Genomic DNA, 25,364 nt, shown 5'->3' with positions numbered 1-25,364 from the left:
TTTGAAAAAGGACTTAAGGCTGCCGCTTATGGTGTAGCAGGGGATGTTACCTCAGAAGTTACGAAACGTCTTAATGAAAAGATTAATTCATCTTCAAGTGAAGCTCTGGTAAAGGTTAAGGAAGTTCTTGGTATTGAAGGTGAAATTGATGTTCAGTCATTAAGAATGAATGATCTTGAGAAGATTCTTGAGAATAAAAAGAAAGAATTTTCTTCTGCAACGGAAGCAGCTGTAGAATCAGCTAAAAAAGAAGCTGCAAATGCCCTTATAAAGGGTTTGACAGGATCTGATTCAAGTAAATCAGGTTCATCAGCCTCTTCAAGCAGTAAAAAGAACAGTCTTAAGAGTTTATTCTGATAAAGACTGAATATACGCTGATTTATCATGGTTAGCCTTTCAGGGATTGAAGAAAAGCTTTTTTTGTGATAAATTCAGCAAATCAATTGTAATTTATTTTTTTTATACAGGAGTTCCAAATGTCAGGACACAGTAAATGGGCAACCATTAAACATGCAAAAGGTATTGCCGATGCAAAACGCGGTAAGCTTTTTACAAAATTCATTAAGGAAATTTCTATCGCAGCAAAGATGGGTGGCGGTGATCCAGATTCTAACCCAAGACTTCGTACAGCAATTCTTAAGGCTCGTGCATCAAACATGCCTAAAGACAACATTGAACGTGCAATCAAGAAAGGTACTGGTGAAGACGGTGCAACATCTTATGAAGAACTTGTATATGAAGGATATGCAGCAGGTGGTGTTGCAGTTCTCGTAGAAGTACTTACAGATAACCACAACCGTGCAGCTGCTGATGTACGCAATATCTTTACAAAGAACGGTGGAAACCTTGGAACATCTGGTTCTGTTAGCCGTATGTTTGACCGTAAGGGTGTAATCGAACTTGATGCAGAAAAAGTATCAGAAGAAGAAGTAATGGAAGTTGCTCTTGAAGCTGGTGCAGAAGACATTGTAAATGAAGACGGTGTTATCACAGTAACAACAGATCCTTCTTCATTCAACGGTGTTGCAGAAGCAATCCAGGCTAAAGAATGGGAAACACTTTCTGCTGAAGTATCAATGGTACCTCAGGCATATGCTGCAGTTGATGCAGACACAGCTAAGAAAGTTGCAAAACTTCTTAACAAACTTGAAGATAACGATGATGTTCAGAACGTATGGTCTACAGTTGAATATCCTGAAGACTTTGATCCTGATGCTGAGTAATCAGTAATTGTTATTAATGAAGCCCTGCTTTTTTTTGCGGGGCTTTTTTTGTGTCTGAATATGCGTATATTAGGTATTGACCCCGGTCTGGCTAATACAGGATTTGGTATTATTGATTATAAGGCAGGAAAATTCTGTCTTGCAGGTTATGGGGTTATAGAAACTGACAGTTCACAGTCTCACGAGTTAAGGCTTTTATACCTTTACAACAGGCTTTCTGCCGTAATAGAAGAATTTAAGCCTGATGCTGCAGAAATGGAAACTCTTTATTTTTCAAGAAACACATCAAGTGCCATGGCTGTTGCAGAAGCTAAAGGCGTAATTACCCTTTGTCTTGCTCAAAGTGCAGTTCCCCTTTATTTTTATACTCCTAATCAGATTAAATATGCTGTTACTGGCACTAAAACGGCAGATAAAGAAACAGTACAGAACTGTGTTAAAATGCTTCTGAGATTAAAGGAAAAGCCTTCTCCTGATCATGCAGCAGATGCCCTTGCAGGAGCCATTACCTGTATTAATTCCGGAGACTTGACGCTGACCTTTTAGCAGCTTTTTGATATAATCTTCCCTATGTTTAATTCTTTAACCGGAACAGTAACCGGTAAATTTCCGCAGAAAATCTATTTAGAAAATAATGGTATTGAATGGGATATAATCTGTCCCGAAACAACAGTAGACGCACTTCCTCCAGCCGGCAGTCAGGCTAAAGTTTATACCTGGCTTCAGCATACAGATGCCCTTATGAATCTTTACGGATTTGCCTCAATGGCTGACAGGGAACTTTTTTTTGATCTTCTTAAGGTAGACGGCATAGGTCCTAAAGGTGCTGTAAAAATAATGTCTGCAATTACATGCAGTGATCTGGTTAAAGTTCTTGAAAACGGTGATTTATCTGCTTTGGAAAAAGTACCTGGTGTAGGTAAAAAAACAGCAGGAAAAATGCTTTTGCAGCTTAAAGGAAAACTTTCTCTTGATAACAATATTGCAGCAGTTTCCGCCAGTAAAAATTCAGAATACGCTGATGTTATTACAGGTCTTGTGGATATGGGATACGACAGGCAGAAGGTTATGGAAGCTGTAGAAAAAATTTCTTCCGACCCTCAGTTTAAGGAATCTTTTGCACAAAAATCGGCAGCTGAAAAAGAAGATTATATTTTCAGGCAGACACTGTTAAATCTTGCAAGGTAATATATGAAAGAACAGTTTAATAAAAGTGTTAATTCCAGATCCTCCTATCCAAAAAAGAATGATGTTGAAGATGATATGAATATAGTTTCCCAGCTGGCAGCACAGGCGGCTTCTTCAATAAGTGAAGGGGGAAGAACTAAAATCGTCAGGGCTGAATCTTTAAAAGAAGATTCTGGTATTGTAAGGGCAGAAGTATCTATGGATGAAGATATTCCTGATAATTCCCTTAGACCAAAACTTCTGGAAGACTTTCTTGGACAGGAAGAATTAAAAAGAAATTTAAGGGTTTTTATAAATGCCGCAAAAGAAAGGCATGAAGCCCTGGATCACCTTTTTTTAATAGGTCCCCCTGGTCTTGGAAAAACAACCCTTGCTCAGATTACGGCTAATGAACTGGGAGCAGATTTTAAGGTAACAAGTGCACCTGCCCTTGATAAACCTAAGGATCTTGCTGGAATTCTTTCTACCATTACACCGGGAACTGTTTTTTTTATTGATGAGATTCACCGTCTTAAACCGGCAATAGAAGAAATGCTTTATATTGCCATGGAAGATTTTGAGCTGGACTGGGTTATTGGACAGGGAGCTGCTGCAAGAACTGTGAGAATACCCATCCCTCATTTTACCCTTGTAGGTGCAACAACAAAGGCTGGTATGGTAAGTAAACCTCTCCAGACCCGTTTTGGAATAGTGCAGCGCCTTAATTTTTATAACGAAAATGAACTTTCTGCTATTATCAGGCGTTCGGCTTCTATATTGGGAACATCAATTGAAGATGATGCATCCCTCCTTTTAGCCCGCTGCAGTCGTGGAACTCCCCGTGTTACAAACAGGCTTTTAAGAAGAATGAGGGATTTTGCACAGTTTGCTTCTTCTCCTTCAATCACTGTAGATATTGTAAAGGAAGGTCTTTCAAAACTGGGAATAGATTCTCTTGGTCTTGAAAATTACGACAGGGAAATTCTTTTGAGCATAATGAATAATTTTGCTGGAGGACCTGTAGGAGCAGAAACTCTGGCTATAAGCATTGGAGAAGCTCAGGATACTCTTGAAGATTATTATGAACCTTATCTTATACAATGCGGATTGATTCAAAGGACTCCAAGAGGTAGAATCGTTACTCAAAAAGCCTATGAACATCTTGGTATGAATCCACCTTCTAATCAGGATTCTGCTCAGGGAAGCTTATTCTGAAATTAATATTTTAATACAGGACTATATATATGAAACTTAGTGATTTTGATTTTGAATTGCCTCAGGAACTTATTGCACAGAAACCTGCCGGTACAAGAGGTGATGACAGACTTATGCTTCTTGGAAGATGTGATGGAAAAGTAAGCCACTATAAGGTAGAAGATCTTGTTGATCTTGTAGAACCTGGAACCCTTATGATATTTAACAATTCAAGGGTAAGACGCTCCCGCTGCTATGGAATTAAAACAAGTTCCGGACGTGAACAGGAATTTATGTTTTTAAATCAGTGTGGGCCTGAAGGTGACACCTGGAATACAATGGTTAAAGGTGCTAAAAAAGTTAAGACCGGAAATGTTTATAAATTTTCAGATGGCAGTGAAGGTGTAATTATAAATCACGAAGGTGATGAAGGCAGTGAATTCAGAACCATTCGTTTTTCACAAAGACTTACTGAAGACTGGTTTGACAGGAATGGTCATATTCCTCTTCCTCCTTATATCAGAAGGGAAGATGATGATACTGACAGTGAGCGCTATCAGACTGTATACGCAAAAGAAACTGGAAGTTCAGCATGTCCTACAGCCGGACTTCATTTTACCCAGCCTCTTCTTGAGAAATTAAAGGCTAAAGGTGTTGATCTTGAATGGATTACTTTACATGTAGGGTTAGGAACATTTCTGCCAGTAAGGGAAGAAAATATTGAAGATCATAAAATGCATGAAGAAGTCTATACAGTTCCTTATGAAGTTGCAGAAAAAATAAATCAGGCTAAAAAAGAAGGCAGACCTGTTCTTGCTGTAGGAACTACAAGTGTAAGAACCCTGGAAAGTGCTGCAGAAAAAGCAGAAGACGGCAGCTGGATTATCAGGGGTGGAACAGGCAGTACCCATATTTTTATGTATCCGGGATATGAATTTAAAGTTGTAGACCAGATGTTTACAAATTTCCATACACCGGAAAGTACACTTATTATGCTTGTAAGTGCCTTTGCTGGAAGGGAACATATTCTTAGTGCATACAAACAGGCTGTGGAAGAAAAATATCGTTTCTTTTCTTACGGCGACTGCATGCTTATTAAATAAAATCAAGTAAACTGTTCAAGAGAATATTGAATTAAATTGAGGAATTGCTGTTTAAGAATAGGTTTCATCTTAGAGCATTCCTCATTTTTTTCTATAAGGCTTTGGGCTGTTTTTACTACGTCTACAATAAATCTTGAAGTTAAAGGAATATGAGCTCCTATTATTTTATTTTCCAGCTCTGTTGATCTGAAGACTGTATTGCCTGCAAATGTAATATGTGTATTGGTAATCAGGTCTTTTTGTGTGGAGGCCAGAAAGGTAAAGCCGGCACTAAAATCATTAAGAAAGGAAGACGGGCCTGTCCTTCTAAAAATCTGTACATCCCAGTCTTCTATAGGTATCCTGATTTTTGTAAGGAGCATTCCTTTTGGAACACCGGTATATTTTGTAAAGGGAATGTATTTTGTTTCATTCTGATTTCGGAATTCAAGCCTTGCATCAAGGGCTAAAAGGGGAGACCAGATCATGATTTTAGGATCACAGGCACAGATACTTCCTCCAAAGGTTGCCAGATTGCGTACGGATTCGCTGGCAATTGTAGTAAGGGAATCATAAAGGACTGCAGGAAGATTTGCCCTTTTTATCTGAATAATCTGGGACAGGGTAAGTGAAGGTCCAAAATCAATATAGCGTTCCCTTTTTTCTATCATTGAAAGTTCATCTATAAACTTTACGCAGAGGGACTTTTCTTTAAGCTGTTTTATATAAGTACAGCCTCCAAGTATCTGGAGATTACTTACAGATTTTATATGAAAAAAAACATCTGCCAGATTAGAAGCCATTAATACTGAAGAATTATTTTTTTGCATTTGCTTTTCCCTCTCTTGCATGTCTGGCAGCTACGGCGTAAAGAATTCCATTTGCCAGCTGATCATAATCCGTACAGCATAAAGAAAGATTCTTTATTGCGTTTTTAAGCTGTTCCTTATCTGGTCTGTGATATTTTGCCATAAGTTCATAAGCTGTAAAAATCTTACCTGAGTTACAGTATCCGCAAAGATTTATTCCAGCCTGAGAAAAACCATTCATTATGTCCTGGTATACCGGGTTGTTCTTAAATGATTCAAGGGTTTCTATTTTTGCATCCCTAAGGGTACCTACTGTAACGCAGCAGGATGGGACAGCCGTTCCGTTTAGTAAAACCATACAGTTACCGCACCAGCCTTTTTCGCATCCGCATTTTACACTGTAAAGTTTTTGAGCCCTTAAAACGTCAAGGAGTTTATCCTGGGCATCAGCATCCAGAATTATTTTTTTATTATTCAGCGTCACTGGTATTTTCATTGTTCAGCTCCTCTGATTTTTTTTCGTCTTCTTCCTGTTTCTTTGCCAGTATTTCATAAAGTGAATCTGTAGCAAGAGGCAGTGATTTTACTGTTGAATTTAAAGCCTGACTTAAAGCCTGAGTGTAAGCAGCCGGAATTATCTTTTTTATAAGTTCACCCAGCTGCTTTGGACTTTTATCAGAATTAGTAAATATAATTTTTATATCCGGACAATCCAGAGGTTCTTCCTTTACAAGAGTATGTAAAACTTTTTGTACTGCAAGTTTTATACTGTTTTGTGCAGACTGAAGATGCATAACCTTTCCACTTGAAATTACAATTTTTATTGAACGTAATACTTCCCTGTAGGAGGCAATGTCCATTTCTATTTCTACAGTAGCAGCTGCAAATGAAGTACTATGGTATGGATAACCTGTAAATTTTTCCTTGTTCCAGAGTTTTTTCATTGAAGGGGTAATAGTCTTTTTTATAGTAAAAGGCAGTTTTTCTTTATCCTTTTTTTTGTTAATGGCTTCACACCCTTTTTTTAAAAGTTCTGTCATTACACTAATATTTGAATATACACTTTCCGGAAGGGGAGGTTCTTTTTCTGCAGGAAAACTTGTATCAATTTTTACTGAACTTTGTGGAATTGAAAGCATTTCCGATGCAAGTTTTGACCATATCATTTCTATGGAATGAGAAACAGGAGATGTATGTATGGTAAGTATGGAGTTTTCGTCAAAGGTAAGTTCAATATACTGATTATTGCCATTAATCTCTGACCCAAAAAAGCATGAACCTTCATAGGCACAGGCAAAACCTATTCCCCTTAAAGGAGCCTGACTTGTAAAGAGTTTTCCTTTTGCAAATTCAGAATAGACGGCACTGGCATTAAGATTGTAAGTCGTATATTTTCTATTGTAATCCTCTCCTGCAGCAAGAGCAGAAAATACTTCACTGCCTTTTTCTATATCAAATAGAAATGGGAAGGCAGATTTTTTTAATTCAGGATTAAAAATAGAATTGTTCAGCCTTAGTTCAACAGGTGACATGGAACATTTCTGGCTCATAAGTGTCATTTGATTTTCAAGGGAAAAAAATGCAGCCTGGTCTATAAGTCCCATTTCTATACTGGAGGGAGGATTGTAACTTTGTATTGCTGCTGCATTTATCCTTATGTTTTTAGCCCTGTAGACTCCTGTACTGGCTATTACAAGCCTGTCTATAATTTCCTGACAGAAGGGATTGATAAAACCTGCATCCATCTTTATGTCTATATCCATTGCAGTGAGCATACCTTTTTCATCTGCAGAAGTTCTGTAATGCATGGAAATAGGCTGCATTGTATCCATAAAGAGTTTTTGTTCTTCCCTGTTGTATACAAGCTTTACAGGCTTTCCTGTGTGATAGGAAGCAACTGCTGCCTGACATGTGATTATTGAATTGAACCATATGCTGTTTGTTCCATGGTCCATGGTTTTTGTTTTTTTTATGATGATATTTTCATTTTTTATTTTTAATGCAGTTCCAAGGACATTTCTCAACTGAAGAATCCATTGGGCTGAGGTAAATACTGTAAGTGTTTCGTCTGCATAAGAACAAAGGGCACCGTTGGGTTCAGTTGTATTATAGGCGGAAACTGCAAAAGTCCAGGTTTCATCTACTTTAAAGGGTGCCTTTTCTATGATTTTATCAATTTTGCCACTTTCTTCTCCCCATTGAATTTTTCTTGATGTAATTTCTGAAGAAAAAAGCTTGTCCTCTCCTTCGATGGTTATTTCCTTAAAATAATAATCAATGGAATTCCTGTCATAACCTATATCAAGTTCATCCATAAGCTTATTAACAGTTTTTTCATCAGGACCAGCAAGAAGACCTATTGGTTCGCCAAGATAAGAAACATTACCTTCACTGAATACAGGAACTTTTCCTAATGGAGTGTCTATAAGATTACTTCCGGGAACGTCTCTGGCTGTAAATAGATAATAGCCTTCAGGTAAATCAGGATGAGTTACAGAAGTGATGATTCCTTTTTTTATAGGACTTCTGATTACCTTTGCATAAAGCATGGATGGCATGGAAAGGTCTGAGTAAAATTCATTTTGAAAGGATAATTTTGCTGAGCGGACCTTTCTGATTTTTTTTTCAGCCATGATATTTTTCTCCGGTCTTTTTTATGCAGCTGACTACATAGTCACACATTTCTTTTGTCATATCCGGCCAAAGTGGAATGGAAATTGTTTCAAGATAGTGTTCCATGGCGTTAGGATAATTTTCCGGTGTAAAATCCGGATAAAGTTTTTTCCAGTATGTAAAATTAAAGAGGGGAATAAAATGCATGCTGATTCCTATTCCCATCTGCTGAAGTTCCTTTGCAAAAGTGTCTCTTGTACATTTTAGTTTTGTAAGGTCTAAACGCATAAGATAAAGATGCCATGCGTTACCCTTTGAGTCAGGAGGAAGTTTTATAAAATCCAGTTTGCTTAATTCTGAATTGTAATATTTAACATGCTCTTTTCTTTTTGTATCAAATTCTTCTGCTCTTTTAAGCTGAACTCTTCCTAAGGCTGCAAGAATATCAGGAAGGTTTGCCTTATAGCCGGGAGCTATAATGTCATATTCCCAGCTGGCCTTTGGAGAAGTGTAGCGGTCCCAGGTTGTACGGTCCATTCCATGCAGCCTCATCTGAGTGATTCTTCTGGCAATATTTTCATCTTTTACTGTTACCATACCACCTTCTGCTGTGGTTATTGTTTTAGTTGCATAAAAAGAAAATATTCCTGCGTCTCCTATTGTACCTGCATAGCCCATATCTGTTTTGCTAGGAAAAGAGTGGGCACAGTCTTCAATTACTTTAAGATTATATTCCCTGGCAATTTCCATTATTCTTTTCATGTTGCATACATTTCCGGCAATATGAACAGGGACTATTGCCTTAACATTTTTTCCTGCAGGTGATTTAAGAATCTGAAGGATTTTTTCCGGGTCAATTGAATAGCTGTCTTTTTCTATATCTGCAAAAAGTACATCTGCTCCAAGATGTCTGGCACTTGCTGCTGTAGACACAAAGGTATAAGGGGTTGTTATTACGGATGTTCCGGGACCTATTCCCAAAGCCTCCATTGCAAGAATCATTCCGCTGGTATTGGAATTAACTGCAAGGGCAAATGGTGAATTTACTTTTTCTGCAAATTCCTTTTCAAAAGTAAGAGCCTGTTTTCCGGTTGTAAGCCAGCCGCTTCTCATTACTTCAAGTACGGCATCTTCTTCTTCTTTGCCTATGGCTGCCTTAAAAAAAGGGACCTTTATTTGTACAGCTTCATTCATTTTAAAGTACCACCTTGGAAGACATTTCATTTTCTTTTTTCAGGTTTTCCATCTCTGTGTAGAATTCATCAAGAGATTGAACAGCCTTTCTTAATACATTTATAAGAAAATCTTTATCCCTGAATTGATTTGGTCTTTTAGAATCGAACTTGAGAACAGGCATCAATTCAGCTAAAAGTTCGTCAAGATTAAAGGAGTTGCTTTCTACATTATGCAGCCTTAATATTTTTTTATATTCTGTTGGCTGAGGGTTTTCTTCTTTAAGCCAGAGAGGTTCTTCAAGCCTTTCGCCTGGTCTTGCTCCGATTATTTTTATAGCAATATCCTTATCAGGTTCAAAGCCTGAAAATTTAATTATCTGTCTGGCCAGATCAATAATTTTTATGCTTTCACCCATATCAAGAAGATAACTTTCTGCATTTTTTCCAACTCCACCAGTTTGAAGTACAAGGGAACAGGCTTCTGGAATTGTCATAAAGAATCTTTCCATTCCAGGATCAGTAACAGTAACAGGACCTCCATTTTTTATCTGTTCCATAAAGAGAGGAAGAATGGAGCCTCTTGAACCCAGTACATTTCCAAATCTGACAAACATAAAGGCCTGAGAATCTTTTGCTTCTCTTGCAGCTTTAAGAACAAGTTTTTCACACAGCATCTTGCTGACACCATAAATGCTTACAGGTGTTACAGCTTTATCTGTGGAGATAAGTACAAAGCGTTCCACTTTACTGGCAAGGGCTGCATCAAGAAGATTTTTGGTTCCCAGAACATTGTTTTCTATTACAGCAACTGGATTTTCTTCCATCATGGGAACATGTTTGTAGGCTGCACAATGGAATATAACATCAGCTCTTGTTCTTTGAATAATGTATTCAGTATATTCCCTGTCCTTCATGTCTCCGATAATAGGTACAACAGTTGCTTTTTCTCCAACACCTTCATTTTGAAGAATATTAAGTTCACGATAAATATTAACGATGGAATTTTCACCATGTCCAAAAAGATAAAGCCTTTCTGCGCCACCTTCAAGGAGCTGCCTTGCAAGTTCACTTCCTATTGAACCACCGGCTCCTGTAATAAGTACACGTTTTCCCTTAAGGTAGGATAGACTTTCCTTTAAAGAAATAACTACAGGGGTTCTTCCCAGCACGTCCAGGGGATTAATGTCTCTGGCCTGAATGAGATGGGCTTTACCTTCAATAATCTGACTTATTGAAGGTAAAATCTTAATTTTTACGAATCCTGCATTTACCAGAATATCATGAATGAGTTTTATCTTATCTGTCCCGGCACTAGGGATTGCAATGATTGCTTCGTCTTTCTGTCCGGCCCTTATAATAGAGGTAATTGACTTTATTGGTCCAAAAACAGGTATGCCATCAAAGTTTTTGCCTATAAGGTTTTCATCATCATCAAAAAAAGATGCAACTGTTCCAAATATCTTTTTGCGGATAAGGTCCCTGGCAATCATCTGGCCTGCAAAACCTGCTCCGATAATATAGATTCTTGTATCTGATTTGTTCATTACCACACCCGTCCTATATGATAACATCAAGCTCTTATTTCTTCAATTATTACAAAAACACTAAATAAAAAAAATCAGATTCCGATGATATATAGAGAGTAATAAGCGGGAGGAATTTTTATGGGAGTAAAAAAGCTGACACTTGCACTTTTGTGTTTTCTTGCAACTGCTTTTCTTTATTCAGAATCTGTTGCATTTCAGGTAATTCAGCATGATAAAAGCTCTGATGAGGTGCGTTTATCTTCCCTTATGATTGAAGAATCCATACTTGATTATTTTTTTAATCAGGGATTCATCGTGACTAATTCTCCGGCTATTGCTTTTAATGATTCAGCTAAAGACAGTTATTATGAAAAAAAGGCTGTTGCAGAAGCCCGGGAGGGAGGAATCCGCTACTTTATTCTTGTTACTGCTGATTTTGACGTTACCGATTCTGCAAGATCTGAAGCTAATGTTGTTGACAACATAAAATTCATTAAATGGGAACTTACTGATATCCGTCTTGATAAAAAAATTGCAGGTGGAAAAGTTGAGCCCTCAGGAATAAAAGCTAAAAATATGCAGACTGGAGTTTATAAATTATCCCAGAAAGTTGCTTCTGAAATACAGACAGAAATAGGCAGGCAGTTATGAAAAAAATTATATCTTTCTTATTTACTTTACTTATAACTTTTACTCTTTTTGCATCAGAAGGGGAATATACAAGCGGTAATGTTGCAATAGCCCGAAAAGGTGAGCTCCCTTCCGGTCTTTTTGTTAAAGCAGCAGGTTATTTGCCTGGAGATAGTGTAACCCTTACTAATCCGGAAAACGGAGAAAGCATAAGCCTGCTTAATCTTGGAACTCTGGACGCTTCTGAAGGTACAGCCCTTCTTTTAAGTCAGGAAGCAGCTGCAAAACTTGGGCTTGATCCTGATGGAAAAATGTCCGTTAAAATTGCTCAGAGAAATGGTTCTTATGATAAATCTTCTACAGGTTCTGCGGTTCTGGAAAAAGTAAGTGCAGCTAAAACTTCTGACAGTAATAAAAATTATACAGCAGAAGAAGAAAGCCCTGTTGAAGAAGTTTCTTATGATGATAAGGGAGAAACAGAAGAAGATGACTTTATGGCAGTAAAAAAGGCTGTAGAACAGCCATCTCCTGCTGATGAAGTTCAGCCTGCTGAGGATAATGTTACTGCAGAAACAGTTGCAGTTAAGGAAGAAGTCCCGGTTGAAGTAATTCCGGAAGAAGAGGAAAAGCCTGAAGAAACTCAAGTTTCCGAAGAAGAAAAGGAAGTTGAAGAGACAGAAGAAGTTCCTGTAGAAGAAAAGGAAGAAGAATATTTTGAAGATGAACTTCCTTCTGAATTCATAGCCGAAGAAAGTCCTGTTGAAGTAGAAGAAGATGAAAAGCCTGCAGATGAAGTTTCAGATTCTGTAGAAAATGAAACAGAGCCGGAAGCAGAAGAAGCCCCTCTTGAAGAACAGTTTGAAGCTGACCAGCTTGATGCTCCTGAACCGGTAGAAGAAGTAAGCCAGGAAGTAGAACCTGCAGAAGAAAGTGCCGTAGAAACAGAACCAGAAGAAGAAAATATAGAAGAAGAAAGTGCAGAAGAAATCTTTATGGATGATGAACTTTCTCCTGTAAGTGAAGCACTTCCTCCTGAAACAGTAGACGAACTTCCTCCGGAAAATATGGAAAATCCTGAAGAAGATTCAGAGGGAGAAAAGGTTGAGTCACTGGAACCTGCTCCTGCAGAGCTTGTAACTGAAGAACTTCCTGTTGAAGAAGAAGCCTTTGCGGAAGAAATCCTTGAAGAAATTGTAGAAGCTGATCCAGATGAACCAGTGGCTGATTTTACAGTGGAAGATACCCTTGAAGTTGTTCCAGTAGAGGAAGAAACCGTTGTTTCAGAAAACATGGGAAGTCCTGATGAAGATCTTGAAGGTGAAGAGGTTATTTCTCTTGAACCAGCAGCTGCCCAGACTGTTAAAGAAGAAGCCGTTACATTGACTCCTGAAAATGAAGGCAGTCCTGACTCAGATATGCCGGGTGAAAATGTAGAAAATGCAGAGCCATTTATACCTGAACCTGTAGAAGAAGTTATTCTTCCACCAGAAGAAGAAGGTCAGCCGGCTGAAGATCTTAATGGTGAACTTGTTGATAACCTGGAACCTGAAGCTGAACTTATTATGCCGGAAGAAAATCTGGGACAGCCTGATACAGATCTTAAGGGTGAACTAGTAGAAGATGAACCTGTACTTGAACCGGTAGAAGAAGTTGTTGAAGAACCTGTAGAAGAAAAAGAAGATTCTTATGAAGGAATTGTTCTTGTTCCTGCAGAATCACAGCTTCCTCCAGTTGAAGAAGTAACGGAAGAAGAGGAAAAAGAAGACGAAAGTCTTCCAGAAGTCCTTGTAGAAAAGCCTGTTGAAAAGGGAGATATAATAAGCCAGCATCTTGTTGATGAAAAGGATCTTAAAAAGGGAAGTTACTACATACAGATTGCAACCTACCATGATCAGTTTATACTTAAGGATGCGCTTAAAAAATATGAAAATTACCCTCTGGTACTTGTAAAGACTTCAAAGGGTGATTACAGAGTTCTTGTAGGACCTTTAAGTATGGATGAATATGGTGCGATCCTTGCTAAATTTAAGGCCTTTGGCTTTAGGGACGCCTTTGTAAAACATATAAAATAATAAAAATATAGTGATGTAAACCCGCAGATTGACTTAATCTGCGGGTTTATTTTTTTTGTAAAAAGCGGTAATTGTCCAAATCTTATCATTTTTTTAGATTGACTGTTATAATTTGATTTTTTATAGTTTGGTATTATTATTTCAGAGGAATTTTTTATGAGCAGTGGAAAGAATTTTACAGTTACTGTAGCCAGAGGTTTTGGTTCTGGGGGAAAAGAAATTGCTTCTCTTGTAGCAAGGGATTTAGGCATCCATTGCTATGAAAACCGTATTTTAACCCTTGCTTCCCAGTTAAGTGGAATTGACCGTGAACTTTTTGAAAATGTAAATGAAAAGGTAGAAAAAAAGACCGGATTTTCCAAACTTCTTGAACTGCTTCCAAAAAGAAAGATTCCTAAACCTGAACTTCAGAAATTCGTTTCCAATGATCAGCTTTATGAATACGAAAAACAGATTATTACGGAAATCAGTAAAACTGAAAGTTCTGTAATAGTAGGAAAGGCTGCGGACTGGGTTTTACGTGATTCTGACAGGGTTTTAAGTGTATATATAGAAGCTCCGAGAGAATTCTGCAGACCCCGTATTATGGAAAAACTTGGACTTTCAGCACAACAGGCAGATAAAGCTATTGAAGAAACCGACACCTACAGGGCAGAGTATTATTCATATTATACAGGCGGCAATTACTGGACTAATCCTGTTAATTATGACCTGACTCTTAATTCACAAAAGCTTGGTATTGATGGATGTGTTAAGATGATTGAATTTGCCCTTAAGCAGAAATTCAATGATCTTGATATTACTTTTTAGTACTTAAGTCTTTTACACTTTTATTAAATATTTATATTCAGTATAATCTTCTCATTCATATTTTTTTACTTACATTAGAGGATGCTATGAAAACTGTTCTTGTAAATGGAAATGACCTTACTATTGAAGATGTCTGTGATGTTGCTCAGAAAAAAGTTCAGGTAAAATTACCTTCTGACAAAAAATTCTGGTCAATTATTGAAAAATCCAGAAAGTTTTTAATGGACTATATTTCTACCGGAGTTCCAACTTATGGAGTTACTACAGATTTTGGTGATTCATGTGCAAATCAGATTAGTGTAGATAAGGCTGGTGAACTTCAGCGTGATATTGTTGCTTACCATGGAATTGGTTTAGGAAAAAATTTTGATGTAGAAACTGGAAGAGCTGTTGTACTTACCCGTTTAAATATGAATGTAAAGGGTGGACATTCAGCGATCCGCCCTGAACTTGCAAAAATGATGCTTGCTCTTCTTGAACACGATATTATTCCTGTTATCCCGGAACTTGGTTCTGTTGGTGCAAGCGGTGACCTTACTCCTTTAAGTTATCTTGCAGCTGTAATTATGGGGGACAGGGATGCTTACTATAAAGGAAAGATTGTTCCTGCAAAAAAAGCCCTTAAAGCAGAAGGTCTTGAACCTCTTCTTATAGAAGCAAAGGAAGGCCTTGCAATTATGAATGGTACTTCAGTTATGACTGCTGTAGCTGCCCTTGCATGGAAAAAAGCAGAACGCCTGGCAAAAATCTCAGACTTTCTTACAGCAGTAACTTCAGAGATTACAAGAGGTAAGGATACTCCTTTTGTTGCAAAAGTAAGTGAAATCAAAAATCATTCAGGTCAGGTTCAGTCTGCTGCCTATGTATACGATATCATTAAAAAGTCAAAGAGAGTTTATAAATACGAAGACTTCCTTAAGAATCAGATTGATTCCCTTAAAGAAAAGAAATTTCTTAAACAGCAGAACAAGATTCAGGACCGATATTCTATCAGATGTGCTCCTCAGGTAACCGGTGTTTACCGTGATACTCTTGATGTTGCAAGAAAGTGGATAACTGAAGAACTTAATGCAGCCAGTGATAATCCTCTTGTAGATATTGATGCACAGAGGCTTTACAATACTGGTAATTTTTACGGAGGACATATTTGTGCTGCCTGTTTGTCACTTAAATCACTGATATTTGCAAGGGCGGTCCTCATATAATCACAGGCAGCACAAATATCAGTGATTTAAGTGACAAGCAGGCAGAAGTAATTATTGACGGTAAATTTAATGGTCTTACAGAAAACCTTATTCCTTATACAGAAGACAATGACCCAAGGGCAGGCTTAAGGCTTGGATTTAAGGCAGCTCAGATTACTATCAGTGCAATCAGGGGAGAAATTATGACATATACTTTCCCTGTAAGCCTTACAAGTCATCCTACAGAAGCCCTTAATCAGGATAAAGTTTCTATGGGAACAATAAGTGCAAGAAAATTTGCAGAACAAATTGAACTTGTATACCTGCAGTTTGCAACCCATCTTCTTGCTGCCATGCAGGCTGTGGATCTTGCCGGTAAGGAAGATTTCTCTCCTTTTACTCAGAAGGTTCATGATCAGGTCCGCACAATGAGTAAATTTGTTAAAGATGACAGGCCTCTTGATAAGGAAGCGACAAAAGTAGCTCAGTGGCTTAAAGAAACAGAACTTTTTGCTTAATGAATTAACAGGTAAAAACAGCCCGGCTTTAAAATAAAGAAGGCACATATTCTGATATTTTTTTGCAGAATATGTGCCTTTTTTTATGCTTTGACTGCTATATTTAAGTCAGTTTTGTTATTTTTTAGTCCCTGCTTCTGGCAAAAATACGAAGAAGGTTAAGGAAGATGTTAATAAAGTCAAGGTAAAGTTCCAGGGCTCCAATAATTGCAAGTTTTTTATAGGCTTCAGAAGAATCTGCTCTCTGGGCAACAGAAAGAAGTTTCTGTGAGTCATAGGCGGTAAGTCCTGTAAAAATTATTACTGTTACAAAAGAAAGAATAAGGTCCAGTTTTGAAGGATCTCCTCCACCAATTCTTGCAACCAGCATGTTTACTGCACCTACAATAATTACACCGATAAGAAGCATCATAAGGTAATGACCGGCCTTTGCAAGACTCTGTCTGGTTGTAAGACCATACAGACTCATAAAAAAGAACATAAGGGCAGTTGTACCAAAACATATGTAAATTGAATTAATATTGTAAAGCCAGAATATAGAAGAAAGGGTAGCGCCATTTAGAACTGAATAGAAAACAAAAAGAATCTTTGCCAGGCCTGTAGAAATACTCCTGATTGCTGCAGAAAGAATCATGACAACTGCAAGTTCACCTACAGCAAGAGCTATAAAACCTATTCTGCTTCCCCAGATAAGCTGCATTATTTTCTGACTGCCTGCACAATACCAGGCTGTAACTGCACTTATTGCAAGGGCAAAAGCCATCCAGAGATAAGTTTTTACCATAAATCTGCTTTTTTCTGTTTCAGCAGGTTTGTAAAAAGAAACTGAATTATTCATATTATTATATCTCCTGTTCGTTTTTTACTCCGTTTTTAAAAAGGAATATGTCTTTGATTTTTACACTGAAAGTTGAATCAAGCTGGGTTCTGTCAATTATTTTGCTTACAACTGGAAGTGTAATTGAATATGAAGTTTCCTGATAGTCAGGGGCTGTTACATCAATAGTAAAAGTAAAGTTTTTGGAAATACCTTCTTTTTCTGCAGACTGAGGTTCAGCCCAAAAAGTAAAACTTCCTTCTGTTGATGCATAAGTGTTGCTTGGGTTAGGCCATGTAATGTCCATCATACTGGCTTTATTACCGTTAAGAAGAAGGAGTATTGATGCATTTGTAACTGGCTCAAAAGTCTGACCGTCAAATATATTTCCTGCAAAAGTAGGGAATACAAAGAGGCATCTTGGTGTATCCGGAAACTTTTTTGTATTTGCGTTGTGATAGGGACGCTTTGCAGCATTAACAAGCCTCATTCCTTCAATGGCAAGCTTGTCAATGTCTGCAGCAAGCTGTGAATCTTTAAGCAGACTGGAGTTATGGGTAACACCTCTTCCGCTTACAACATAACGGGGTGGAATCCTGTTAAGAACATAGTTTATTGTATCGAGCCGACAGTTTTCGCAGTCACAGGTTATCCAGGCTGAAATTTTATCAGTTACCTGATCGTAAAGTTCGTTGACTCTCGCAGCAACTTGTTCTTCCATTATGTTGTGAACGTTGAGCATGTATTAATACCTCCAGTGGAGTATTACTGACCGCCTTTTCTTGTATAGGCAGCAAGACCTCCTGCTTTAAGGATCTCGCGGCTTCTTGGAGCAAGATCATTAACAGCTTTAATTATATCGCCATTATGACTGATTTCAAACTCACAGCCTGTAGAAAGTGCTTCTTCTATGTTTGTAAGTTCAAGTACGTCACCCTGGTTAATTTTATCATAATCTGATGGATTTACAAAATTTAATGGGATAATGCCGTAGTTAATAAGGTTAGCCTTATGGATACGGGCAAAACTCTTAGTAAGGATAGCCCTAACACCAAGGTACATAGGTCCTAAAGCTGCATGTTCACGGCTTGAACCCTGTCCGTAGTTTTCTCCACCTACTACGATACAGTCAGCAAAATTTTCTTTTTCACTGCGGTCGTAGAATGTTTCATCAAGACGGGTAAGGGTGAATTTTGAAATTTCTGGAATATTTGAGCGTAAAGGAAGAACTTTAGCACCTGCAGGCATAATATCGTCTGTAGAAACATTGTCACCAGCCTTAAGACGTACTGGAAGTGTAAGGCGGCCTGCATAGTCACGGCATTTTGGACATGGCTTAATGTTAGGTCCCCTGAGAATTTCTACTTTTGCAGCTTCTTCTTCTGAAAGAGGTGCAATAACCATGCCTCGGTTAGTTGCGCATGAGAGAACATCTTCTGAAGAAAGACGTGAATCCTTTCCGTCAAGCATTGAAACTCTTGTTCCTGTTGTATATGCAGGATCTTCATAGTCAAGACTTTCAGCTTCTGTAAATACACCGGTTACTGCTGCAGCTGCTGCTGTTTCAGGGCTTACAAGGTAAACGTTGGCATCTGCAGTGCCACTTCTTCCCTTAAAGTTGCGGTTAAATGTACGTAAGGTAACACCTTCTGAGTTAGGAGCAAATCCCTGTCCGATACAAGGACCACATGCACTTTCAAGAATTCTGAAGCCTGCTTCGATTAAAGTTTCAAGAATACCTGCTTTTGATGCCATAAGAAGGGTTGTGCGGCTTCCTGGAGCAATTCCGGCTTCTACTCCTGGTGCTATATGCTTTCCCTTTACAATTGCTGCAACGCTTTCAAGGTCATCAAGTGAAGAGTTTGTACATGAACCGATTACAACCTGTGTTACTTTTTTACCGGCAAGGTCCTTAACGCTGTTGATTACGTCAGGATTATGAGGACATGCTGCAAGGGCTCCAAGTTTATCAAGGTCAATTTCAATGATTTTATCGTATTCAGCGCCATCATCAGCCTTAAGTTCTGTCCAGTCACTGCCACGACCCATTGATTCAAGGAACTTCTTAGTTTTCTGATCAGAAGGGAATACAGAAGTTGTTGCACCAAGTTCAGCACCCATGTTTGTAATTGTTGCACGCTGTGGTACTGTAAGGCTTTCTACACCTTCTCCAAAGTATTCGTAAATTGCAAGAGTTCCGCCCTTTACTGTTTCACGGCGGAGAACTTCAAGAATAATATCTTTGGCTCCAACACCCTTACGGAGTTTACCTGTAAGCTTAACACCAAAAATTTTAGGCATTGCAAGGTGAAAAGCTCCACCACCCATAGCTACAGCTACGTCAAGTCCACCTGCACCAATAGCGATCATACCAATACCGCCGCCAGTTGGTGTATGGCTGTCTGAACCAAGAAGGGTTTTTCCTGGTTTACCAAAAGTTTCAATATGTACCTGATGGCAGATACCGTTTCCCGGGCGTGAAAAATAAAGTCCGTATTTTGCAGCAATTGACTGAAGGTAACGATGGTCATCCATGTTCTTAAAGTCTGTCTGCAATGTATTATGATCTATATATGATACTGAGAGTTCAGTTTTTACACGGGGAACTCCGATTGTCTCAAACTGAAGGTATGTCATTGTACCTGTAGCATCCTGGGTAAGAGTCTGGTCAATTTTAATTGCAATATCCTTTCCTCTCTGAATAGGGCTACCTTTTGTCCATTCAACTTCGCAGGAAACGATATGATTCTGTAAGATTTTTTCAGCAAGCGTTAAAGCCATAGAATTCTCCTTAAAAAATAAAAAAACAGTCAAAGCATTATAATTTTTCATGGTGATAGTTTCAATACATGAATAAAGACAATTATTTTCATTAATTCTTTAAACTACCGTTAATTACAAGATTTTCAAATTTACAGGTATAAAAAAATCCCTTTATATTCTTTGGATTATTTTATATAATTAAAGGGTGAAAGTTAAAAAACTTTTTATTTCATCTTTTGCATTCTTCTCATATTTGCTGATTTCATGTTCTACTCCGGAGTCTCAGTTTGACAAGGATAAACAGACTCTTAGAAGCCTTGCCGGAACCATGGATAGTAATATTGAATGGACAGAAAATCTTGAGACAAAAGGCAGTGAAAAACCGGAAGCACCGGAAAATTTAGCCTCTAATGTCAAAACTTCTGTTCAGAGTGTTGTGGTTTCTATAGAAGATGGACAGCCTGTATATCCCTATATAGAAGGCTTTGCCTCCCTTTATCTTGGTAATGCAGATAAAAATTGTGTAGAAAAAGTAAGAAACTTTGCAGACAGTCTTATTAAAGGTGAGTATTTATCTTCCTCCATGATGAAGGACAGGGAATATGAACTTACGGTATTCAGTTATAATTTTAAGAATGCTGCTGCAGGCCAGGAAGCAGAAACTTATCTTCTTGGAAATCCCTTTACCGGGGATGAAGAAGTTCAGTTTCCTGTAAGAGTTTATTTTAAAAGCGATATAAGTAATTATGAAGTAAAACCTCATGTTGATTTTTTTGTTTACCTGCAGAATGATGCAGGCAGCTGGAAGATAGTCAGTTTTGACTTCTTCTAAGGTTTTTAATTGAATCAGGTGGTTATATGACAGAAGAAAAAGAGCTTACACAGATTGAAAGGGAACTTGTTCTTCAGTATTTACGTGATGATAATGTTCCTTTAACTATTACCCTGGAAGAAAAACCTCTTCAGAAAGAAACAGATGTTACTAACGACAGAATTGATTCTGTAGAAGATGAACAGAGAATTCCTGCCAGTGCAGTATTTCCTGTAGCAATTAAAAGCCGCCAGATAGAAGTCCTTAATCAGGGAATTATTCTCTTAAAAAATGCCGGTCGTCTTGTTCAGCCTTTTATCGGTAAAAATGTAAGGGTTCAGTTTTATTTTAATCATGTAGGCCTTTATTTTATTTCAGTTGTAAAAGAATATTCCATGGGCTTTGCAGTTGTTATTCCTCCTTCAATAAAAAGGGTAAAGGATTCATTCAGAAAAAATGATTTTGAAATCTCTGCAACCCTTTCTTTTGACAGTGTAAGTCAGTCCTGTCTTCCCCTGGCCGGATTTAATCTTTTCAGCCAGCCAAAGTGGTCAGAAATAGAAATAGACCAGCAGCACCATGCCAAGGAACTTCTTGAGCACTTTATTGCAATGGGAAAGCAGTCGGCTGTTATACTTGGCAACGGCCTTCATTTAATAAGTATCGTTCATTATCTTACAAGAACATCCCAGCTCTCTTCCGAAAGTATTGAAGGTCTGGTAAAGCCTCTTGATATTATCTATGTAGATGACAAGCGTTTTGTCTGTGCCTCAGATACTCAGGATGAACTTGAAGAAAATCAGAAATACACCCTGGAAATGAATTTTATGATTTCTCCGGAAGGTTCTGCAAGAAGGGCTGTAAAGGTTCCGTGTACAGTAGAAAAAACATATACTGACAGTCAGCTTCCTTCAAGAAAATGCTGGAGCTGCCGTTATGATAATCTCCAGACAGAAGACATGCGTTTTCTTTACGAAAGAATATCCGGTAAAAAATTTGCCGGCTGATTACTGCTGATTTTTTACTTCTTTATCCTGTCTGGAAGTTTTTTTAACAACACCAATTAAAACAGCAAGAGGGTGGAGAAGTTCAATATTTTCACAGGCAATCTTTATTATTACAAGAAGAGGAACTGCGAGAATCATTCCCATAAATCCCCATACATAACTGAAAATTGAAAGGCTTATAAGAATAAAAAAAGGTGATATGCCAAGGTCTGAGCCTTCCCATCTTGGTTCAATAATGTTTCCCAAAGTAAAATTAATTACAAGAACGCTGATTGCAATAAATAAAACCGTTCCCCAGGAAGGAAAGTACTGCATGAATGCAAAAATTGTAGTAAGGGCCCAGGATATAATCGAACCGAAAGTAGGAATAAAATTCAGTATAAAGGCAAGAAATCCCCATATAATTGCAAAATCAACGTTTGCAAAATAACAGGATGCAAATACAAGTATTCCCGTTATAAGGGAAATGGTAAACTTAATTGAAATGTAATGGGTAACTTCCCTTATAATTCTGTCTGTAATTTCTACAGCCTTGCGGCCTCTTGATTCTGTAGTAAATATATTCCTGATTTTAGTATGAAAAGTATTCATCTCCAGAAGAAGAAAAACTGTAAGAAGAATTATAAGGAACAAAAGTTTTGCTGTACTGAAAATATAGTTGCTTATAGAAATTGCAGCTGTCTGAATATATTTACCAAGATTAAGGTTGTTCCATAAATTAAGGAAAACTGAATCATCTTCATTAATCTTAAAGTTAAAGATATGGGCAGTTGTTTTGTAAAGCTTTATAAATCTTTCTTCGTATTTAGGAAAGTTGGCTCCGATACTGGCAAAACTGCTTACAAGAAGATTCCCCAGAACGTATATGGCAACAAAAACTATTGCTACCAGTGCAATTACGCTTACAACCCATGGAATTTTAAAACTTTCATTAAGCTTTTTAATAAGGGGATAAAATACAAAGGAAACAAGTATTGCTAAGCAAACCGGCATTGAAAAGGAAGCCGTGATTTTTAATACTTCAAGAAAGAAAATTGCAGTTACAAAGAGCAGTATTAAAAATATTTCCTTCAGATAATTGTATTCCTTCATATTTTAATCCTTAAAAGTCAGGAACTTATTTCTTTGTTTTATAAACTGGAGAAACAATATCCTTTTTTGGACCGATTTTGTCAAATCCGCAGAATGGAACAAGTGCTTCAGGAATAGTAATTGAACCGTCTTCATTCTGATAGTTTTCGATTATTGCAAGCATTGCTCTTCCTACTGCAATTGCAGTTCCGTTAAGCATATGAACATACTTGTTTTTTCCGTCATCATCATGGTATTTAACATTAAGGCGGCGGGCCTGATAATCAGTACAGTTGGAAGTAGAAGTTACTTCACCGTAGTCTCCTTCAGGATGTTCTGCATCTGCACGTCCAGGCATCCATGCTTCAAGGTCCCATTTTCTGTAGGCAGGAGCACCAAGATCACCTGTACAGGTATCTACAACACGGAATGGAAGTCCAAGACCTGTAAAGATTTCTTCTTCAATAAGACGGAGTTTTTCGTGAAGGGCATCACTCTGTTCTGGAAGGGCATAGACAAACATTTCTACCTTGTCAAACTGGTGTACGCGGTAAAGTCCCTTTGAGAAGTGACCTGCAGCTCCGGCTTCACGGCGGAAACAGTGAGAAAGACCGCAGTACATAAGTGGAAGGGCACTCTTATCAAGAATCTCTCCTGAATGGAAACCACCTAAGGTAATTTCTGCAGTTGCAACAAGACAGGTACCTTCTTCTTCTATTGAATAAACATTGCTTTCGTTTCCTCTTGGGTTAAATCCAATACCCTTAAGGATTTCTTCTTTAGCAACATCTGGTGTAATAAAAGTTGTAAATCCATGCTTTCTAAGGATGTTAAGGGCATACATTATAAGAGCCTGTTCAAGGAATACAGCTTCATTTTTAAGATAGTAGAATTTTGGTCCTGAAACTTTTGTACCCCTGTCAAAGTCAATAATATCAAGTTCTTCACCTAATTTAACATGATCCTTTGGCTGAAAGTCAAATTTACGTGGACTTCCTACTTTTTTAACCTCAAGGTTTTCTGTATCAACTTTTCCAACCGGAACATCAGGATGAGCCATATTAGGAATCTGGCGTGCTGCTGCATCCAGTTCTTCTTCAGTTTTGTTAAGCTTTGCTTCTACTTCACTGATTTTATCTTTAAGGGCTTTTCCTTCTTCTACGTATTTAGCTCTTGTTTCTGGATCAAGCTTCTGTTTCATGGAAGCTGCATTTGCATTGCGTTTCTGCTGAAGAGCCTGAAGTTCTGTTGTAAGGGCTGTACGTTCATCGTAAAGCTTTACAACAATGTCTGCATCTGCAGTCATGTTTCTGTCTGTAATATTCTTTTTTACTGCTTCAAGATTGTCTTTAATAAATTTGTAGTCTAACATTATTCTTTCCTTAACAAATAAATGTTTTGTTTAAAATCCTTACTAATATAGTGAAATATCAGTTTCTACTCAAGTTCATAGGTCAGAGTTACTTCTGCAAGTGTTTCAGATTGTCCTGAATTTACCGGCATCGAAGCAGAAAGTAATTCTGCATTAGAACTTTTAACTACAGAATAATTATAACCTGTATTTATTGTAAGAACTTTTCCGATTTTTGAACCTGTTGCAGAGGCAAGGGATTTGGCTTTACTTTCTGCGTTCTTTATTGCAAGAACTTCTGCTTCTTTTTTAGCTTTTTCTGTCTGTGAAGCATAGAAAGTAAGGGAAGAAAACTGATTGGCACCGTTTTTTACGCACAAATCAATGATTTCGCCTGTTCTTTTTACATCCCTGACTTTAACGGTAATAGTATCAGATACATTATAGGCTCCATAGTTAATTCTTACAGGAGATGACGATGGATCCTGAACTATTGTATAGTTTGAAGTCTTAATATCTCCCTTGAGAATACCAGTCTGAGCAAGAGCTTCCTGTACTTTTGTACTTTTTGAAATGTTTTCAGCTACAGCCTTGTTAATGTCATAGTTTCTTGTAACTACGGAAAAAGTAATTTCGGCAGTATCATTGTCTACCAGAACTTTTCCTTCTCCGGAAACAGAAATACTTCTTAATGGTTTACTGGCTTCCTGTTTTACCGTACAGGAGGAAAGTCCGCTTAAAGCTGCAATGACTGCAAGATTAAGAAAAGTTTTTTGTAATGCTTTCATATTTATCTCCATTTTTTATCTTATGTTAAAATAAAACCTTTTAAGGTAAGTCATTCTTTCATAAGCCTTTGTCCAGTTTATGCTTTGAGGGTAATCTTTAACAATTGTTTCGTATGTATCCAGGGCATTCTTTATGTTTCTTACAGAAGAATTACTTTCGTAGGTTTGAGCCTGAATAAAAAGTCCCTGATCAATTTTCTCTGTTGCCTTGTCAAAAAAAGCATCAAGGTACTCAAGGGTCTTTTCATACTGACCTTCATCATAGCTTTCCTGTGCTTTAGAAAGAAGTTCATCATCAGTTAAGCCTGTTATGTCATCATTTTCTGTTTTTGCAGAAGAATCGGAAGAACTTTGACTTGAACTTTCGTTACTGCTTTTGTTTCTGTAAGTTTTGCGGCCTGAAGAAGATGTTTCACCTGAATCTGTTGTCTGAATTACAGTTGCAACATCATTTTCTTTTTTTACCTGAGCTGAATTATTCTGGCTTTTATCTTTTTCCTTTTCTTTTTTAGTAGAAGAAGAGTTTCCAGTTTCATAAGAGCCATATGGATTTATATCTATAGAAGAAGATTCAACAGTTTCTTCAGAGTCTTCATATTCTGGAGCTGTAAGCTGGGCTGACTTTTTTCTTGCCTTTGGAGATGGTGGTACGACTTCTTCATAAGAAGGTGTAGTTATTCTGCTTTCTTTCTTATCAGTACCTGAAACAGTAACTTCAAGATAGTCATCTATATATTCATCTGTAAGGGCATC

25 protein-coding genes are annotated in these 25,364 nt (G+C 37.7%); 13 read left to right on the top strand and 12 right to left on the bottom strand.

Annotated features, from left to right (window positions below):
* From K6D58_RS01545 to queA, 6 genes are all read left to right on the top strand, one after another.
* The coding region (locus K6D58_RS01545; protein ID WP_296826833.1) for a hypothetical protein at nucleotides 1-357 on the top strand (357 nt) is incomplete at its 5' end.
* A gap of 119 nt (nucleotides 358-476) precedes the next feature.
* Nucleotides 477-1,223: a YebC/PmpR family DNA-binding transcriptional regulator gene (locus K6D58_RS01540; RefSeq protein WP_296826831.1), complete on the top strand. Its 747-nt coding sequence runs from the start codon at nucleotides 477-479 to the stop codon at nucleotides 1,221-1,223.
* A gap of 60 nt (nucleotides 1,224-1,283) precedes the next feature.
* Nucleotides 1,284-1,769: a crossover junction endodeoxyribonuclease RuvC gene (ruvC, locus tag K6D58_RS01535; protein ID WP_296826829.1), complete on the top strand. Its 486-nt coding sequence runs from the start codon at nucleotides 1,284-1,286 to the stop codon at nucleotides 1,767-1,769.
* A 24-nt stretch (nucleotides 1,770-1,793) separates the two neighbouring features.
* Complete coding sequence (ruvA, locus tag K6D58_RS01530) at nucleotides 1,794-2,411, top strand: Holliday junction branch migration protein RuvA (RefSeq protein WP_296826827.1); 618 nt, start codon at nucleotides 1,794-1,796, stop codon at nucleotides 2,409-2,411.
* 198 nt (nucleotides 2,412-2,609) lie between these two features.
* On the top strand, nucleotides 2,610-3,605 hold the full coding sequence (gene ruvB / locus K6D58_RS01525; RefSeq protein WP_296826837.1) for a Holliday junction branch migration DNA helicase RuvB: 996 nt from the start codon (nucleotides 2,610-2,612) through the stop codon (nucleotides 3,603-3,605).
* 29 nt (nucleotides 3,606-3,634) lie between these two features.
* On the top strand, nucleotides 3,635-4,687 hold the full coding sequence (queA, locus tag K6D58_RS01520; protein WP_296826826.1) for a tRNA preQ1(34) S-adenosylmethionine ribosyltransferase-isomerase QueA: 1,053 nt from the start codon (nucleotides 3,635-3,637) through the stop codon (nucleotides 4,685-4,687).
* Between the two features lie 2 nt (nucleotides 4,688-4,689).
* Here the strand turns inward: queA and K6D58_RS01515 are convergent, their stop codons facing one another.
* Genes K6D58_RS01515 through K6D58_RS01495 form a run of 5 tightly spaced genes read right to left on the bottom strand, consistent with a single transcriptional unit; the run spans nucleotide 4,690 to nucleotide 10,807 of the window.
* Nucleotides 4,690-5,496, bottom strand: a complete 807-nt coding sequence (locus K6D58_RS01515; RefSeq protein ID WP_296826824.1) for an FAD binding domain-containing protein — start codon at nucleotides 5,494-5,496, stop codon at nucleotides 4,690-4,692.
* Nucleotides 5,483-5,971, bottom strand: a complete 489-nt coding sequence (locus tag K6D58_RS01510; RefSeq protein ID WP_296826822.1) for a (2Fe-2S)-binding protein — start codon at nucleotides 5,969-5,971, stop codon at nucleotides 5,483-5,485. Before K6D58_RS01510 ends, K6D58_RS01515 begins: the two co-directional genes overlap by 14 nt.
* Nucleotides 5,946-8,108 (bottom strand): xanthine dehydrogenase family protein molybdopterin-binding subunit, encoded by a 2,163-nt coding sequence (locus K6D58_RS01505; protein ID WP_296826821.1) that lies wholly within the window; start codon nucleotides 8,106-8,108, stop codon nucleotides 5,946-5,948. The genes K6D58_RS01510 and K6D58_RS01505 overlap by 26 nt, the downstream gene beginning before the upstream one ends.
* Nucleotides 8,101-9,282 (bottom strand): DegT/DnrJ/EryC1/StrS family aminotransferase, encoded by a 1,182-nt coding sequence (locus K6D58_RS01500; protein WP_296826820.1) that lies wholly within the window; start codon nucleotides 9,280-9,282, stop codon nucleotides 8,101-8,103. Before K6D58_RS01500 ends, K6D58_RS01505 begins: the two co-directional genes overlap by 8 nt.
* 1 nt (nucleotide 9,283) lies before the next feature.
* On the bottom strand, nucleotides 9,284-10,807 hold the full coding sequence (locus K6D58_RS01495) for a polysaccharide biosynthesis protein (RefSeq protein ID WP_296826818.1): 1,524 nt from the start codon (nucleotides 10,805-10,807) through the stop codon (nucleotides 9,284-9,286).
* 120 nt (nucleotides 10,808-10,927) lie between these two features.
* Between K6D58_RS01495 and K6D58_RS01490 the strand changes: the two genes are divergently transcribed.
* The 5 genes from K6D58_RS01490 (at nucleotide 10,928) to K6D58_RS01470 (ending at nucleotide 16,003) form a co-directional block, all read left to right on the top strand.
* Nucleotides 10,928-11,440 (top strand): hypothetical protein, encoded by a 513-nt coding sequence (locus tag K6D58_RS01490; RefSeq protein WP_296826816.1) that lies wholly within the window; start codon nucleotides 10,928-10,930, stop codon nucleotides 11,438-11,440.
* The gene (locus K6D58_RS01485; protein WP_296826815.1) at nucleotides 11,437-13,491 is read left to right on the top strand and encodes an SPOR domain-containing protein; all 2,055 of its coding nucleotides are present in this window, start codon (nucleotides 11,437-11,439) and stop codon (nucleotides 13,489-13,491) included. The genes K6D58_RS01490 and K6D58_RS01485 overlap by 4 nt, the downstream gene beginning before the upstream one ends.
* Before the next feature lie 156 nt (nucleotides 13,492-13,647).
* Complete coding sequence (locus K6D58_RS01480; RefSeq protein WP_296826814.1) at nucleotides 13,648-14,301, top strand: cytidylate kinase-like family protein; 654 nt, start codon at nucleotides 13,648-13,650, stop codon at nucleotides 14,299-14,301.
* Between the two features lie 86 nt (nucleotides 14,302-14,387).
* On the top strand, nucleotides 14,388-15,506 hold the full coding sequence (locus K6D58_RS01475) for an HAL/PAL/TAL family ammonia-lyase (RefSeq protein WP_296826812.1): 1,119 nt from the start codon (nucleotides 14,388-14,390) through the stop codon (nucleotides 15,504-15,506).
* A complete protein-coding gene (locus K6D58_RS01470) occupies nucleotides 15,473-16,003 on the top strand; it encodes an aromatic amino acid lyase (RefSeq protein ID WP_367182321.1) in 531 nt (176 codons plus the stop codon). The genes K6D58_RS01475 and K6D58_RS01470 overlap by 34 nt, the downstream gene beginning before the upstream one ends.
* Nucleotides 16,004-16,127: 124 nt before the next feature.
* On the opposite strand, the gene K6D58_RS01465 is transcribed toward K6D58_RS01470, so the two are convergent.
* From K6D58_RS01465 to K6D58_RS01455, 3 genes are read right to left on the bottom strand one after another with little or no spacing between them, the layout of a single operon-like run.
* Entirely contained in the window at nucleotides 16,128-16,841 is a 714-nt protein-coding gene (locus K6D58_RS01465; protein WP_296826810.1) for a Bax inhibitor-1/YccA family protein, read from the bottom strand.
* A 4-nt stretch (nucleotides 16,842-16,845) separates the two neighbouring features.
* A complete protein-coding gene (locus K6D58_RS01460; RefSeq protein WP_296826808.1) occupies nucleotides 16,846-17,562 on the bottom strand; it encodes a late competence development ComFB family protein in 717 nt (238 codons plus the stop codon).
* A 23-nt stretch (nucleotides 17,563-17,585) separates the two neighbouring features.
* Complete coding sequence (locus K6D58_RS01455; protein ID WP_296826806.1) at nucleotides 17,586-19,601, bottom strand: aconitate hydratase; 2,016 nt, start codon at nucleotides 19,599-19,601, stop codon at nucleotides 17,586-17,588.
* A 187-nt stretch (nucleotides 19,602-19,788) separates the two neighbouring features.
* On the opposite strand from K6D58_RS01455, the gene K6D58_RS01450 reads away from it, so the two are divergent.
* Both K6D58_RS01450 and K6D58_RS01445 read left to right on the top strand, forming a co-directional pair.
* Nucleotides 19,789-20,415 carry a hypothetical protein gene (locus tag K6D58_RS01450; RefSeq protein WP_296826804.1) on the top strand — a complete coding sequence of 209 codons (627 nt, stop codon included), beginning with the start codon at nucleotides 19,789-19,791 and terminating at the stop codon, nucleotides 20,413-20,415.
* 26 nt (nucleotides 20,416-20,441) lie between these two features.
* Nucleotides 20,442-21,401 (top strand): hypothetical protein, encoded by a 960-nt coding sequence (locus K6D58_RS01445; protein WP_296826802.1) that lies wholly within the window; start codon nucleotides 20,442-20,444, stop codon nucleotides 21,399-21,401.
* Here the strand turns inward: K6D58_RS01445 and K6D58_RS01440 are convergent, their stop codons facing one another.
* The 4 genes from K6D58_RS01440 to K6D58_RS01425 form a co-directional block, all read right to left on the bottom strand.
* Complete coding sequence (locus tag K6D58_RS01440) at nucleotides 21,402-22,493, bottom strand: AI-2E family transporter (RefSeq protein ID WP_296826800.1); 1,092 nt, start codon at nucleotides 22,491-22,493, stop codon at nucleotides 21,402-21,404. It abuts the gene before it with no gap.
* A gap of 25 nt (nucleotides 22,494-22,518) precedes the next feature.
* Nucleotides 22,519-23,844, bottom strand: coding sequence for a serine--tRNA ligase (gene serS, locus K6D58_RS01435; RefSeq protein ID WP_296826798.1), 1,326 nt, complete (start codon nucleotides 23,842-23,844; stop codon nucleotides 22,519-22,521).
* Between the two features lie 65 nt (nucleotides 23,845-23,909).
* Entirely contained in the window at nucleotides 23,910-24,611 is a 702-nt protein-coding gene (locus tag K6D58_RS01430; protein ID WP_296826796.1) for an SIMPL domain-containing protein, read from the bottom strand.
* Nucleotides 24,612-24,626: 15 nt separating this feature from the next.
* Nucleotides 24,627-25,364, bottom strand: a 738-nt coding sequence (locus K6D58_RS01425) for an outer membrane protein assembly factor BamD (RefSeq protein ID WP_296826794.1), incomplete at its 5' end; no start/stop codon positions are given.

It is taken from the genome of Treponema sp., assembly GCF_024696245.1.
GTDB lineage: Bacteria > Spirochaetota > Spirochaetia > Treponematales > Treponemataceae > Treponema_D.
This window is presented reverse-complemented; position numbering and strand designations above follow the sequence as displayed.

Excerpts from the sequence above, each read along its gene's own strand:
- K6D58_RS01455 (WP_296826806.1), bottom strand. The coding sequence starts at position 19,601 with ATGGCTTTAACGCTTGCTGAAAAAATCTTACAGAATCATATCGTTTCC.
- queA (WP_296826826.1), top strand. The coding sequence starts at position 3,635 with ATGAAACTTAGTGATTTTGATTTTGAATTGCCTCAGGAACTTATTGCA.
- K6D58_RS01445 (WP_296826802.1), top strand. The coding sequence starts at position 20,442 with ATGACAGAAGAAAAAGAGCTTACACAGATTGAAAGGGAACTTGTTCTT.
- K6D58_RS01440 (WP_296826800.1), bottom strand. The coding sequence starts at position 22,493 with ATGAAGGAATACAATTATCTGAAGGAAATATTTTTAATACTGCTCTTT.
- K6D58_RS01460 (WP_296826808.1), bottom strand. The coding sequence starts at position 17,562 with ATGCTCAACGTTCACAACATAATGGAAGAACAAGTTGCTGCGAGAGTC.
- ruvB (WP_296826837.1), top strand. The coding sequence starts at position 2,610 with ATGGATGAAGATATTCCTGATAATTCCCTTAGACCAAAACTTCTGGAA.
- K6D58_RS01490 (WP_296826816.1), top strand. The coding sequence starts at position 10,928 with ATGGGAGTAAAAAAGCTGACACTTGCACTTTTGTGTTTTCTTGCAACT.
- K6D58_RS01510 (WP_296826822.1), bottom strand. The coding sequence starts at position 5,971 with ATGAAAATACCAGTGACGCTGAATAATAAAAAAATAATTCTGGATGCT.
- serS (WP_296826798.1), bottom strand. The coding sequence starts at position 23,844 with ATGTTAGACTACAAATTTATTAAAGACAATCTTGAAGCAGTAAAAAAG.
- K6D58_RS01540 (WP_296826831.1), top strand. The coding sequence starts at position 477 with ATGTCAGGACACAGTAAATGGGCAACCATTAAACATGCAAAAGGTATT.
- K6D58_RS01515 (WP_296826824.1), bottom strand. The coding sequence starts at position 5,496 with ATGCAAAAAAATAATTCTTCAGTATTAATGGCTTCTAATCTGGCAGAT.
- K6D58_RS01430 (WP_296826796.1), bottom strand. The coding sequence starts at position 24,611 with ATGAAAGCATTACAAAAAACTTTTCTTAATCTTGCAGTCATTGCAGCT.
- K6D58_RS01495 (WP_296826818.1), bottom strand. The coding sequence starts at position 10,807 with ATGAACAAATCAGATACAAGAATCTATATTATCGGAGCAGGTTTTGCA.
- ruvC (WP_296826829.1), top strand. The coding sequence starts at position 1,284 with ATGCGTATATTAGGTATTGACCCCGGTCTGGCTAATACAGGATTTGGT.
- K6D58_RS01475 (WP_296826812.1), top strand. The coding sequence starts at position 14,388 with ATGAAAACTGTTCTTGTAAATGGAAATGACCTTACTATTGAAGATGTC.
- K6D58_RS01505 (WP_296826821.1), bottom strand. The coding sequence starts at position 8,108 with ATGGCTGAAAAAAAAATCAGAAAGGTCCGCTCAGCAAAATTATCCTTT.
- K6D58_RS01485 (WP_296826815.1), top strand. The coding sequence starts at position 11,437 with ATGAAAAAAATTATATCTTTCTTATTTACTTTACTTATAACTTTTACT.
- K6D58_RS01480 (WP_296826814.1), top strand. The coding sequence starts at position 13,648 with ATGAGCAGTGGAAAGAATTTTACAGTTACTGTAGCCAGAGGTTTTGGT.
- K6D58_RS01465 (WP_296826810.1), bottom strand. The coding sequence starts at position 16,841 with ATGAATAATTCAGTTTCTTTTTACAAACCTGCTGAAACAGAAAAAAGC.
- ruvA (WP_296826827.1), top strand. The coding sequence starts at position 1,794 with ATGTTTAATTCTTTAACCGGAACAGTAACCGGTAAATTTCCGCAGAAA.
- K6D58_RS01500 (WP_296826820.1), bottom strand. The coding sequence starts at position 9,282 with ATGAATGAAGCTGTACAAATAAAGGTCCCTTTTTTTAAGGCAGCCATA.